Here is a 15093-nt window from a genome sequence, read left to right as displayed (position 1 = left end):
GGTTATAAGTATGCTGTTAACTTTAATGTTTTTCAATTCCTTTCACCACCTTCACCGAATCTTCCTGTACATCGGTTTTGATCTGTACGATATAGATGCCTTCGGGATACGTGCTTAAGTCTACCGGAACCGTGCGGTTTTCAATGGCGAAGCTTTGCAGTAACCTACCGCCTAAGTCATAGACAAAAGGATTTCCGGTGTTGTATTCATAGCCAACAATCACGTTGGTAAACTGCTGCGCCGGATTCGGTACCGCCTGTATGTTGAGGCGGTTGTCTTTAGGCTTGTCTTTGTCTAAGAGTTTTACCACCCAAAAGTCATTTTTCCCAATAGCTGTATTCCGGTCCCGGGAGTTGCCTTTGTTGTAGGCGGTTACTGAGGCTGGATTGGGGGTGGAAGTGCCGGCTAAGATATAGCCACCATCACGGGTTTCGACCAATTTCTTCAACAGGTCTTCCCCATTACTACCCACCGTTTTACTCCACAACTCGTCTCCGGTAGCGGAGAGTTTGAGGGCGATATAATCGTTAATCCCTTCTTTGTCTTTCTTTTTGCTGCCCGGTACATTGCTGCTTTTGGAATACCCGCCCACCATTAGCGTACGATCTTTATTTTCAGTCAAGGAAGTCAGGATATCCGTTTTGCCAAAGTCGTAGGTACGGCTCCATAGCGGTTGGCCGTATTCATCAAGTTTGATCAGCCAGAAATCCGTGTCGCGGGTACTGCCGCCTTTGGGTAAGCGGTTGCTGTTGGAATTCCCCGCTGCGATATAATTGCCATCCTGGGTTTGGATGATGCTGTACAAATGATCATCGCCTTCACCACCTAAAGTCTGTTGCCATTCTTCTTCACCTTTGGCATCTAATTTTACAATCCAGAAATCACCATAGCCCAAGACTTCTTCGGTTTTATCACTGCGACGGCCGTCTTCCAAAACGCCCGATGGGCTGTTGGAATACCCGCCTAAAATATACCCCCCATCGGTGGTTTGTTGCAGGCTTTCTAAGATATCGGCATATTGGCCGCCCATTGTTTTCTGCCATTCCATTTTACCTTTGCTATCGAGCTTGATCACCCAATAGTCCAAATTCCCACGGCTCGCTTCCGATTTCCCGGTAGGATCCTGCAGGTTCTTTTTGTCCGGGCTGCTGCTACTGGAGCCACCGATAAAATAACCGCCATCACGGGTTTGGATCACTGCCGTCACGCGATCCTGGCCACTGCCCCCAAAGGTTTGTTGCCACTGCTCATCACCTTTGGCATTGAGTTTTATGATCCAGTAATCTTCCTTGCCTTTTCCGTCATGGAGCTTCGCAAAACCCTTGTTGGATTCGGAGGTTCCGGCCAGGATAAAACCACCATCCTGCGTGGTGCGAATACTTTGCAATAAGTCGGCTCCCGAACCACCGATGTTTTTCTGCCATTCGTCCTGCCCTTTCTCGTCCATCTTCCAAAGCCAGAAGTCCAAATCACCATTATTGTCTTCGGTTTTCTTACCTGTTTTTTTAGATAAGGAACTGCCTGCCAGTATAAAACCATAGTCGGCAGTAGGCTGGGCATCAAACAGGTATTCGGCGTGCTGGCCGCCATAGGATTTCTCCCAAAGGATGTCCTGGGAATAGCCATAGAGGCCCAATCCCAATAGGAATAAGGTGGTAATTTTTTGCATACGATAAGACAATATTAGTTTTTACAGTAAGAAGGGGAGCACAAATTTAACTTTGTATTGGCAAAAATATAAAAATTATTAGGATAGCTATGGTTTTTATCGCAAATATTTCATTCTGCGAATAACATGAAGAGGGCAAAATCTAAAAATGAGCAAAAGGGAAGTGGAATAGTGGTAAATTATTTTTATCCTCACTTAGCAGTAGGACGATCTGCTTTCGATGCATATTGCAATGCAGCACGGTAAAAGATGGGGCATAATGGATAGGATAGGACTCATGTTTAAAACACTGTTGCACAATAAGAAAAGAATGTATAAAAACGCGGTTGCTAAATGGATTCGAAGGTTTTTATACGGATTATTATATTTTTTATTCGAGATTGGATGCACACCAAAGTGTGGTCGCGATACGTGATAAGTGTGCATCTGATACGTTCAATCGAGGTCGCGATCACACCAAAGTGTGGATACGACCACGGTAAAGTGTGCATCTGACACGTCCCAGGTGTGGTCGCGACACGTCCCAGGTGTGGTCGCGACCACACTTGGGACGCCAAAATATACGTCGGGGGACGTGTCGTAGAAATGACAAAAACAGGAATACAGGCCAGCGGTGGCTATCCGTATTTACTGGGGTTACAAGGGGTCCTATATAACGCCATACGAAATACCGACGAAAATAAAAAGAACACCAGTAGGGGGTGTGGTGAACCGTTAGCTTCTAAAAGTCATGTTAAAATATGTCCTTATCTGATATTCTGAAAACGTATTGTGGCTATTTATATTCTTCCTGTCCTGTAGTTTTGTACCCGTATATACATTATCGAACGGTCTTATTCGAAGGAAATTGCCCAAAGAGTACTACAGTAACATGATGGATATCCCTCATAATACAATCCCCAAGGTCCCAAGCCCTAAAAATCAAAGTAACCGAATACTGTAGCGCTTCCCAGTGGAATAGGGCTCGGTAATGCTATCGGCAGGAATAAAAAATAATACACTTATTCCCTTACAGTAGGCTTTTGAAATGCATTTTCAAGAGCACTATTGCCATGTGTTATACCGTAAACTATTGATTTATACCAGATACTACGAAATAATGAGAACAAAACTACCTTACAGTACCACTATCCAATGCTGCCCGGTATTGGTGACAGCAACGCTTGCCATACACCCAGGAACCAATGCACGACTGCGTATACCGCCGCAACCCCTGGAAATGGAATATCAGAGTAATGCTCTCTTTTTTATAGCCTAATCCACTAAATAGTTCCAATAACCTGCTGGTTCCGGTACTATGGAGGTTTTTGCCTTGTAGCAGGAAGTGCCATCAGGTTGGGACAAACCTATTCTTATGATCAAAAAATTACATGTTTTAGCCGTTGCCTTGCTTTTTTCTATACCGCTTTTACAGGCCCAGACCGATGCGGGCCTATCGGCGGTTGCTACACCTTCCTATTGTACCGCTAATGGAACCATCCAGATTACGTATACCGGAACAACAGTACCCGACAATTATGCCATTGCGCCCGATCCCTATGATCCGGCGACACTAATTACCAGTGCCACAACAAACTTTACAGGAGTGACGCCCGGTACCTATCAGTATGGCTATACCACTGCGGGCAACTTTGTACGCGGCCCGGCACCTGTGACCGTAACCACCATCGCAGATAGCCCACCCGTATTTGATCGGGGAGCAACTTCTGAAGTTTGTGGAGATCCAAATCCAGCGGCTATTTCGTATGCAGCTGTAGATCCCTATGGGCGTACGATTACCTATACGATGAATCCGACAGGAGGCAGGGTAGGGAGTATAAATTCAACTACAGGTACGGTACTCTGGGTCACTTCCGTGGGCAATCATTATTTTTCAGGAGATGTTACTATCACCGCTACAGTAACTGGATGTAACGGTATACCGGTAAGTGCCACACACGTTGTGAGCAAGAGGAACAAGTCTGATACTGTCTATTTTAAAGGTAAGGAAGTAAATGATAGTGCTCCGCTACAATCCATCTGTCAGGGAGAAGCCAGTAGCCTGTTTTATGCCGTTACGGGACGCAGGGGCGGTGATATTGTCTTTAGCATAGCACCCCCCGAAGCTGGAACAATTATTACCCTGCCGCTCGAAGACATGGGTGGCAATTATAGTTTGCAGTCATCTGCAAATGTAACCTGGAACCCCGATTTCTCTGGAACCGCAACGATTACGGGGACAACCTATGGTTGTGAGGGAGGACAGCGAAGCGCTAATCACACAGTGACCGTACGACCACGGGTAGATAGTGTAGCATTTGATTTAGGGCCTGCCTCGTTCAGTTGTGCCGGTGCTACAGCATCGTATTATGCCGTGGGAAATAATGAAGTTCCGGTGAGTTATACTATAACACCGGCAGCTGCTGGCAGCATCCGATCGGTCTCTCCAACAACCGGAGCTTCTATTCGATGGAATGCTGCCTTTTCCGGAGAAGCAGTCATCACTGCTACGGCTACCGCATGTAACGGTAGTGTGTCGGCAACGCATACGGTAACGGTGCATCCACTCCCGGGCGCACCCACAGCAGAATATTACCAAAATTTTTGTAATGCTGCTGCACCCACTGTAGCCCAACTGGTGGCTACAGGAACCAATATAAAGTGGTATACGTCGTATACAGGAACGACGCTATTGGACCCATCGACAGCTTTGATTCATGCAGACACTTATTTTGGGTCCCAGACAGATCCTGTAACAGGCTGTGAAAGTACGGCACGGGTTACCGTACGGGTAATCATTCGTGCCGAACCAGCACCGCCAACAGGTTTCAGCCCACAAACGGTTTGTAGTATACCCGGGGAAGTGATTCCTACCATTGCCGATTTAGTAGCCAGTGGAATCAATGTAATATGGTACAGTACGCCTACAGGCGGAACTGCGCTTGCACCTTCAGTACCTTTGGCACACAATACAACCTATTATGCGGCATCCCTATCAGTGGGTTGCGAAAGTGAAGTCCGCCTGCCCGTAGTCGTAGTGGTAAAACGCTATGCCAGTGGTGCACATTTAGGGGATAGCGGTGGATCGTTCTGTTATGGCCAACCCGCTGTCTTTAATGCATTTACTTCAGTGGTGACCAATCCGGTTTTTAACTGGTACACTGATGAAAACCTGCTAAATAAGGTAGGGACAGGGCCTACTTTTACCACACCACCGCTTACGGCTAACCGTTCCTATTATGTTACGGTAAAGGGCGATGAATATTGTGAAAATAACCCCAATTATACCACTACCAAACCCCGACAGGTGAGGGCAGTGCTCAAACCGCAGGCGACGGCTGCCGATATTACAGCCGGACATATATATGTATGTTATGGGCAGCAGGGTACCTTTACCGCTTCCACTACGACAGTCGTTAATCCGGTATTCCGTTGGTACCGTTGGGCACCAGGGTATGTTTTGTTGCATACCGGTGAAACCTTTACCCCGGATGAAGTACCCGATGCGACCCACAACTGGCCGTATGTGGTAACTGTAAGTGGGGATAACAAATGCGAAAAACTCGTCAATCCTACCGTTGGAGCTGATTATAAAGGGGTGAGCCTAGTGGGCAAGCGCCCATCAGTAGCCTCGGACATACAGGTAGCACCACAAACCATCTGTCCCGGGCAAACGGCTACCTTAACTGCTACCAGTACTACGGTCGTCAACAATCCGGTCATCAAATGGTATAGTGATGCTGCGCTTGGTACTGCAAACGAACTCCATACGGGAGCGGTATATGAACCGGCACCCACAATAAATACGACCTATTATGTCACCATCCAAAGTCCCGGAGCCTGCGAAAACCTGCCCGGGTTGGCAAAACCAGTAACCGTGACCGTAGCACAGGATATACGGGAGGAAGACCGGACTGTCGTATTATGCGGCAGCAGTGTACTCGTTACCGCACCAACGGGATATGATACCTACGTATGGACCGATGATAGTACTGGAGGTACAATTGGCAATGATCCCGAAATTACGCTGACTGCCGAGGGGAATTATACTCTGGTGGCGAGCAGTGCCTGTGCGGTACTGACCGAAAAAATTACGGTCATCTCTTTTCTGGGACAGGCCACAAACCCCATCGCCATTTTTGGGGATGAAACCGTGACCTGCCCGAATGATTTGACAGAAATGGTTAAAATTGCGTTATGTGGTGCCGGCGATAGCCGCGCCATTACAATTGCCATTACCGATGCTGATAGTATCAGCTGGCAACAGCTGGATGAAGGCTCCTGTACGACTTCGCTACCGGATAATTGTGCGAATGTAGGTCCGGGCTGTACCTGGACAGAACGCGCAACCGGAAATGTGTTTAGTGCCGATACTGCAGGGCAATGGCGCATGGTAATCACCTATCAGAATGGTTGTTTCCAAACCTTTTATTTTAATGTATATAAAAATATACTCGATCCACAGGTACAGGTACAGCACAAAATATGCGCGACAAGCGGTTCCATTTTGGTTACCAATGTCCCTGCTTCGGGCTATGAATTAAGCCTCGATGCAGCAGGGCCTTTTACCGCCGATCCCTTTTTTGATAACCTGCTGCCGGGACTGCACACCGTATACATCCGTGCGACCGGTTTTGCCGGAAACCCAAATCAGTGTACGTTTAAAGTACAGGATGTTGAGGTAAAAGAACTCGTACCCGCGATGGCAGTAACATGGGAAAGCCCTACTTGTACTGCCGGGCCCGGAAGTATCCAGGTCATAATGACCGAAGGTGCCCCACAATACCGTTACCGCCTGTATCAGGGCAGCAGCCTGATTGCCGATTCGGGACTTCTAAATGGGCCCGATGATGACGAATATACATTTACCGGGGTTAATCCCGGACTGTACACCGTAAAAGCAACTATAGATGCTGGATGTGAACGTACCGAAGATGGGGAAATCACCAGTCCCGATCCTTTGGTTGTAGCGGCCAACGTAACCCGGGAAATCACCTGTGAACCCGGAGAAGTTACCCTGAGCCTGAGCGGCGGTACCGCTCCGTTTACCTACGAATTTAATGGAAGTGTCGTACCGGATGCCCTATTTCCAGTAACCACACCGGGTACTTTTCCCATACTTGTAAGGGATGCCCTGGGCTGTGAAGCCACAACTGATGTTACAATTGGGGCACCTATAGCCCCGGAGTTTACAGTAACCGGATCTGCAGTAGCCTGTTATAATGCAGCGGCGGGTACCATTGCCTTTATCGTGACCAACGATTATGGCTTTACTCTGCAATACAGTATTGACAACGGAACCTCGTACCAGGATGCCGGACTGTTTACCAACCTTGTTCCCAATACCTATCAGGTGTTGATCCGGTATGTAGTTCGTACCATTACCGATCCTTCGGGAGGGGTTACGGAAGTCTATTGTGTAAGCCCGGTACAATCGGTTGTGGTAAGCGGGCCCTACCAGCCCTTACAGGCATCCGTAGGGGTAGCAAAGGATATCAGTTGCGATCCGGTTAATCATAAGGCGGAGGTGCACATTACCAATGCCGAAGGAGGCGCACTACCATATACCTATAGTTTTGACGGGGTGACCTATGGTCCTTCCAATGTCGGTTTCCTGGGTGCCGGTACCTTTACCGTATACATCAGGGATGCCGGAGGGTGTGAATTTTCAATGGAAGTCACTATCGAGCCGGAACCGGCACCTCCCGTATTTACCCACGAAATCCTATACCACTGTGATGGGACGGCCGAAATAACAATGCACAATGATAGTACCGACTATACATATGCCTATTCTATTGATGGTGGCCCGAGACAAACCGGGAATGTTTTTACCGGGATACTGCCGGGTTACCATGACATTGTTACCTATTATACTGCCACACGGCCACTGAATAATAGTATACTGCTGCACGAAGATTTTGGGGCAGGGCCTAATACCTCCATCCCGAATATTGATCCGGTATACTGTTATGAATCACAAACCCTGGCCAAGACCTGCGGGCCCAATATCGAACTCAACGATGGAGAATATTGCGTCACTCAGGCACTGAACCCTAATAATGTATCGTGGGTAAATACCAGGGACCATACCGGGAATCCAAATGGCCGTTTCTTAGCATTGAATGTAGGGAGTGTCGCCGGATTAGAAGGTGTTATTTACGAAAAACAAATCCGTGATATCTATCCCAACCAGGACCTGATTACTTCAATGTATGCGATGAACCTGCTGCGAAGCCCAACCACTAAGAGCCCACCGAATATTTTGGTTCAACTGGTAGACAATACAGGGGCCATCGTGGCTTCCCAGGATACCGGAAATATCCCAAGCAATAATATATGGAACCAATATGAGATTCACCTGAATCCCGGGCCCAACAGCCAGTTGAAATTGGTGATCCGTACCAATTCTATTGTGACAGAAGGAAATGACCTGGCACTGGATGATATCGAGGTGTACCAGATTCCTGAAATCTGCGAACGCGAGCACTACACCAGGTTAAACATAGAAGACAAGAAATTTGAGGCAGAACTCATCAGTGTTACCGCTGTGAGCTGTAAAGGGGCCGCCGATGGAACCGTAACCATACGGGTAAAAAACAGTGGAAATTTGGAAATCGGGGAACCCTATTACGGGATTAGTACCGATAATGGCGCGACCTGGTACAGTGCCGAAGATCCGATCTTCACCCTGACCGACAATTTCGGGGCGGGCACACACACCATACAGGTACAAAACAGTTATCTGACAGGAACCTGTATCGTACCGCTCACCTTTACCATTACCGAACCCGAAACCCTGGAAATGACCAAAGTGGTAACCGATAAAACCTGTGTTAACGGAGGAAGCGTAACCATAGCCGCTACAGGCGGAACATTGCCGTATGCCTATGAACTCACCGATCCCAATGGAGATGTTTTCACAGGAAGCAGTACAGGGGCAAGTTGCTTTTTTGACGCACTTACCATCACGGGAATGTATGAAATAAAAGTAACTGATAATGGCAATTGCCTCGTATTCGATACATTTGAAATCAGGGATCCCGAAGCCCTTACCGTTACCGTGAGCGCCGCTTCCAACCTGTGTTCCGGTGCTTCCGGAGCCACCATTCAGGTAACCGTAGCCGGCGGTGTAGCACCCTACCGGTATGCCCTAAATGGCGGGGCAGCACAGGACAGCGCACTATTTGCAGGCCTGGTACCCGGTGATTATACCATTACCGTGACAGATGCCTATGGTTGTGTAGGGACTATAACACCAACTATTGAACCCGAGCTGATGGCCAACGCCTTACTCAGCAAGAATTTAGATTGTAGCCCCGCACCCGAAGCCGAAATTAGCATTACCCTATCCGGAGGAACTGCAGTATTCCGGTACCAGGTTGCTATTGATGGCAATCCCTATGGACCGGAAGTCGCGCTAACAGGCAACAGTTTTGTTTATCCTACAGCTACACCCGGAACCTACAGGTTTAAAATTACAGATGCATTGGATTGCGCTGCCGAAACGGCAATCATCACTATTGACCCGATCGTATTCCCTGAAATAATAGCGGTTACAGCGACCGATCCTATACAATGTTATGGGGGGAAAGCCCTGATCCGGGTGGATATTGATGGTACTAAAGGGCAGGCACCCTTTAACATTACCGTTGCAGATGGTGCAGGCACCGCTTATCCCGATTACCTTGCCGGATTACCCGCAGGGCATTACGAGGTGACCCTAACCGATGCCAAAGGCTGTACCGCTACCGAAAACCTGGTCATCACAGCACCCGATCCGATTGAGTATACCATTGGGATTACTCCCATTACCTGTGACCTTACCGGAGGTACCCTCTTTGGGATTGTTCATATCCAGGGAGTAACCGGTGGCACCGGGCCTTACATTTACAAACTGTACAACAGTCTCGGGGAAGAGCTGAATGTCGAAGGCCCAACGACAGCTACCGATCATGATTTCACCGTTGTAGACTTTGGTTTTTACACCGTGCTGGTCATCGATGCCAATAACTGTCCGAAGGAAACCAAAGATATTGCCGTGGCTTCACCGCCCGAATCCCTCGACATAGAATATGACCTGATCACCTCCGATTGTGTTTCCGGTGCCACTGTAAAAGTAACCGTAGGCGGAGCCATATTGGGTGGGCCATTTGAATTTGCGATTGTAGTAGATCCCGCACAGCGCTATCCAACCGGATTTGTAGTGCCCAATAGTACCGACGGGTTGAGCCATACGTTTACCGGATTAATTCCCGGAGCCGTCTATAGTTTTGCCGTCTACGATCATGCCACAGGATGCCATTATTTCAGGCAGGCCGATCTTCCTACTCCGTCGCAATCTACACTATTGCCGGTGATGCATCCTGAAAACGTAAGGTGCAGGGGTGCCGCAGATGGCCGTATTTCATTTGAATTCAGCGATTATGATCCAAGTACAACCGCGGTGAGCTACCAGCTCTACCATGCGTTGACCAACCTGCCCAATGGAACGGCAGGTATCAGTTCCGGACTCACTCCGGGACAAACGGTTACCGTTACCGACTTTAGGGCCAACCTGGCTCCGGGTGACTATTATATTTTGTTTACCGAAACAGGCGGAGACCCGTCAATAGAGGGCTGTCAGCTGGCCTCGGCCGTCTTCACCATTGAAGAAGCAGCGGTAGCACTTTCAGTACGCGCCCACCTGACGAAAAATGCCAATTGTAATGCCGGTTCAGGCCGTATTACAGCAGTTGCGGATGGCGGCACAGCACCCTACGAATACCAGTTGGTACCCGATGGAAGCCCGGCACCAACAATCGCAACCTGGGCAGGGACACCTGCCAATATAATGGCTACCGATGGCGGTGATTATAATGTATACATCAGGGATGCCAACAATTGTATCCAGGCTTCAGCCGTCGTGACAGTACCGACCGATCCTACACCGGATATCACGGCAGTGCTTACGGATGCCTGTGCGACCAATGGTAATTTTACCATCCGCGTCACCCGCGTAGCCGATGGTGTAGCACCTTACCGTTACAGTCTCGACGGGGGCGTATTCCAGACCCAGGCCGATACATTTGATTATACGAATCTCAGTGCAGGCACACATACTGTGATCATCAGGGATCTCAATGATTGCGGAGCTACGGTTATGATAGAAATACATCCGCCATTAGTTCCCGGAATTCCCGTAGTGACACATCCTGCCTGTAGCATTGCTGACGGTACGATTACCATGAATCCGGCAGGAGGATCCGGAAATTTCAACTATAAATTAGAAGATAGCACCGGTACCGAACTCGTTCCTTTTGGGCCTTCCAATACCTTTACCGGATTAGCCGGAGGCAACTATACCGTAATTACACAGGATACTACAACAGCGTGCGAACGCCCGGTTGCAGTACAACTGGAGGTACCGGTAGCCGTAACATTTACAACCACGGCTACAGCCGTAAGCTGTTTTGGTGCTGCAAATGGTACCATTACCGTGAGCCTGGAGCCTGGCAATAGCGATGTACCGTATACCTATAGCAGGGATGGCGGGGTGAACTGGCAAAATAATCCAGTATTTACAGGATTAACAGCCGGGAACTACGACATTACAGTACAGTCAGCCAAAGCCTGTGCACTGACACAAACCGTGACGGTAACAACACCTACAGCAATTACAATTCCGGCAGCCGCAGTAAGTGTTGTCGAATTTGGCTGTACCACCGGAAATACATTCAATACGGCGGTCATTACGATCGATCCGGCACTGATCACAGGAGGATCCGGTACCTATACCGGCTATAAGTTTATAGATGAGGCGACCGGGGCAGTACTGCAAAACGGGCCAAGCCCGGTAGTGCAGTACACGAATATCAATGGTGGTACTATGACAATCTATGCCTATGATACCAATGGCTGTGAAGGGACTGCAACAGCAACAGTCCAGTCCTTCACGCCTATGGTAGGAGCTTCGGTAACGATGGAGAGCAGGATCACCTGTCTGGTTGGGGAAGAAGTAAGTATCGGGGTTACCGGGGGATCCGGGAACTTTACATACCAACTATTACCTTCCGGGACACCACAGGCCAGCCCTACATTTGTATTGCCGGCAGTAGGAACCTATTATTTCAGGATTACCGATACCACAACCAACTGTTTTAGTACTGAACAGTATGACGTACTGCCTTTTGATTTTATGCAGGTTGCCGCTACAGCCACTGTTCCGGTAAGTTGCTTTGGGGCAAGTACCGGAGCACTGGAAATTACTATTTCAGGCTATACCGGAGGCTATAATTATGCCGTATTGGATAGTGCAGGCAATCCAATTGCCACGGGTACCGGGGATACTTCCGTAAACCCATTGGCCATTGCCGGATTGCCGGGTGGAAACGTGACGGTAGCAGTAACCGCTATTGATATACCGTCCTGTACCCAGGTGTCGAATGGGGTCGCTATCGCAGCTCCAGGAGCCGCACTACAACTTACGCTTACAGAACGGGGTAGTGTAACCTGTACCAACGACAGGGGCGAAATCTGGGCCCAGGCCACCGGAGGATGGGGAGTATATGCCTATCAGCTTGTGGATCAGGCTACCGGAACCATAATCACAGATTATAGCAGTAACGGCCTGTTTACCTATCTGTCCGCAGGCAATTACCAGGTCAATGTCAAAGACGATAAAGGCTGTGTCGTTTCGGAAAATAGTACGTTAGTACTGCCGGTGCCCATTACAGCAACGGCGATCGCCGATAGGGTTGCGGTAGCGTGTTTTGGAGACAGGACAGCTACAATTACCGCTGCCGCTACCGGAGGGCAGGGAATGAATTATACGTATACGTTATACCATCATGAAAGCGGGTTGTCAACCGGCCCACAAGCCAGTGCGGTATTTGCCAACCTGGGAGCAGGAACCTACACCATCAGTGTGAAAGACAACTGGTCCTGTACGGCCGATGCGTCACCGGTAACCATAACGCAGCCCGATGTACTGCTCGGTATACTGGCACAAACAACAGCATTAACCTGTACGGCTGATGCCGTGATAACAGTAACAGCCACCGGAGGTACAAGCCCTTATGAGTACAGCACCGATGGGATCAATTTCGGGCCAAATCCTACTTTTTCTGTAGGGGCAGGCAGTTATCAGTACTTTGTACGCGATGCCAATGGCTGTAGCGTAGGAACCAACACCATTACCATTCACCCGGTTCCGGAGCTGCATATTCTTTTGGATCTTACCGGCGCCATAGTCAATTGTTCCGGGCAAACCGGAGCCGTTATCCGGGCTACAGCCAACGGAGGTTTGGGCAATTACAGCTATGAATTGTGGGAGGCAACTACCAATACGATGATCGACGGTTCACAGCCGGACGGATTATTTACCGGATTAGGATCCGGAAATTACAGGATTCGTGTGACCAGTATGGATTGTGAAAAGGACTCTGGCCTGATTACGATTACCGAGCCATTACCATTAAACATCATACCGACACTTCAGGATGTAGGATGTGCAGGACAGGCTACCGGAAGTATTAGTATTGCAGCTACCGGAGGCACCGGAACCATTATGTATGCCATTTCACCGAATCTGGAGTATTGGACGACCAATCCGGTGTTCAGCAATTTGGGAGCAGGTACCTATACCGTTAGGGTACAGGATGCCAATGGGTGTTATCAAAGCCTCGTACTGACCCTTACCGAGCCTGCGGCACTGGATGGTAACCTGGTTGTGGTGAGCGAAGAACTATGTGCGGGAACCGCTACTGGAATTATCCAGGTGGAACCGAGTGGGGGCGTAGCGCCTTATGCGACCAGTATTAATACAAACCTTCCGGATGATTTTGTCATCGGAAAAGTGATTTATGATAATCTGGCAGGCGGGCAGACTTACACGATTTACATTCGGGATGCCAATGGCTGTGAGATCGGAAGGACCATCACCCTGGAAGAACCGGTTGTGCTCAGCGCTACTTATGAAATGAATTACAGCTGTTTTAACAATACACCGGATAACGAACTGGTGATTACTGTAAATGCAGAAGCATCAGGTCATGTGACCTTTGCACTGGATGGAGGTAGCTATCAGGCTGACAATACATTTACTAATATCCCTTATGGGGACCATATTTTTAAGGTAAAACATACTAACGGTTGTGAAATAACAGAACCGTTTACTGTAGCACAGCGGGTGCCGGTGGTCGCGTTACCCGTGGTAGAACATGTCGTTTGTGGTTCGGATCCTATAGGGAAAATTACCATGAATGTAAGTGCAGGTACCGGGCCTTATGTATATTCCATTTCACCGAATACAAATGATTATGGGGCTTCCAATGTATTTGATACCCTGTTACCGGGAACGTATACCATACATGTAAAAGACAGTAACGGCTGTATCAGGATACAGAATGTGATCGTCAATGGGCCGCCGGCATTGGTGGTAACCTTGGCAGATCTAATCCCCGAAGTATGTTATGGGGACGAAGATGCTTCCTTTACCATTGCAATTTCCGGTGGCGTAGCACCTTATGCTACCAGTCTGGACGGTGCGCCATTTGTTTCCGGGCAACTGACCTATGAAGGTCTGGCAGGAGGACAAACTTATACTATTGTGGTTCGGGATGCCAACGGCTGTATTACACCACTGATGGTACCTATGGCTAACGGGGTGAAAATAGAACCGGTGGCCCATGTGGCCTACGGTTGTGCCGCTAATGCACCTTCCAATACCGTTACCATTACGGTACATCCGGATGTGGTTTCAAGTGTCGTTTATACCTTGAACGGCCAAAGTCAGCTGGAACCTGTATTTAATGACCTTACTCCGGGAACGTATACCGTTGCGGTAGCGCACAGCTCCGGTTGCACCCAAAATGTAACCTTTACGGTGGCAGCCACGCAACCGCTAATCGTAACGGCGGTGGAAGAAGGGCTCAACCAGATCAGGGCTACGGCACAAGGCGGACAGCCAGGCTATCGTTATTATTTTAACAATTATGATAATGGTACGAATCCGGTATATCAGTTCTCCCATTCCGGAAACTATACGGTGAAAGTAGTAGATGCCAATGGGTGTGAAGCCATAACACAGATAGTCGTCGTATTCATCGATATCGAAGTGCCAAATTTCTTCACGCCTAATAACGATGGCGAAAATGATACCTGGACTCCTTTGCATATTGAGCATTACCCGAACATCATGACCGATCTTCATGACCGTAGTGGCAGGAAAGTAGCCACAATCCGACAATGGGAAACCTGGAATGGAGTCTATGAAGGAGTGGCTTTGCCCTCCGGAGATTACTGGTATGTGATCCGCCTGAACAATGGAACGAATCGCGAGATCGTAGGACATGTTACGATCTACAGATAATGCCTAAATAGGCAAAAAAGCATCCAATAAAAATACCCTCACGGTTGTACCGTGGGGGTATTTTGGTTTAAGGCGATCCGGAAAATCGAATTCG

General features: G+C 48.6%; 3 protein-coding genes. 2 read left to right on the top strand and 1 reads right to left on the bottom strand.

All coding sequences use genetic code 11. From position 1 onward, the window contains the following. Positions 1-22 precede the first annotated feature (22 nt). Positions 23-1669, bottom strand: a complete 1647-nt coding sequence (locus tag FK004_RS04335) for a T9SS type A sorting domain-containing protein (protein WP_108736155.1) — start codon at positions 1667-1669, stop codon at positions 23-25. A 1099-nt stretch (positions 1670-2768) separates the two neighbouring features. Here FK004_RS04335 and FK004_RS19145 point away from each other — a divergent pair. Beyond that, entirely contained in the window at positions 2769-2927 is a 159-nt protein-coding gene (locus tag FK004_RS19145) for a hypothetical protein (RefSeq protein WP_157956026.1), read from the top strand. Between the two features lie 96 nt (positions 2928-3023). Continuing rightward, on the top strand, positions 3024-14999 hold the full coding sequence (locus FK004_RS04330; protein WP_108736154.1) for an Ig-like domain-containing protein: 11976 nt from the start codon (positions 3024-3026) through the stop codon (positions 14997-14999). Positions 15000-15093 lie beyond the last annotated feature (94 nt).

The organism is Flavobacterium kingsejongi, assembly GCF_003076475.1.
GTDB lineage: Bacteria > Bacteroidota > Bacteroidia > Flavobacteriales > Flavobacteriaceae > Flavobacterium > Flavobacterium kingsejongi.
This window is presented reverse-complemented; position numbering and strand designations above follow the sequence as displayed.

Bases quoted from the DNA above. Each gene is read 5' to 3' on its own strand.
- FK004_RS04335 (WP_108736155.1), bottom strand. From the start codon at position 1,669: ATGCAAAAAATTACCACCTTATTCCTATTGGGATTGGGCCTCTATGGC.
- FK004_RS19145 (WP_157956026.1), top strand. From the start codon at position 2,769: ATGAGAACAAAACTACCTTACAGTACCACTATCCAATGCTGCCCGGTA.
- FK004_RS04330 (WP_108736154.1), top strand. From the start codon at position 3,024: ATGATCAAAAAATTACATGTTTTAGCCGTTGCCTTGCTTTTTTCTATA.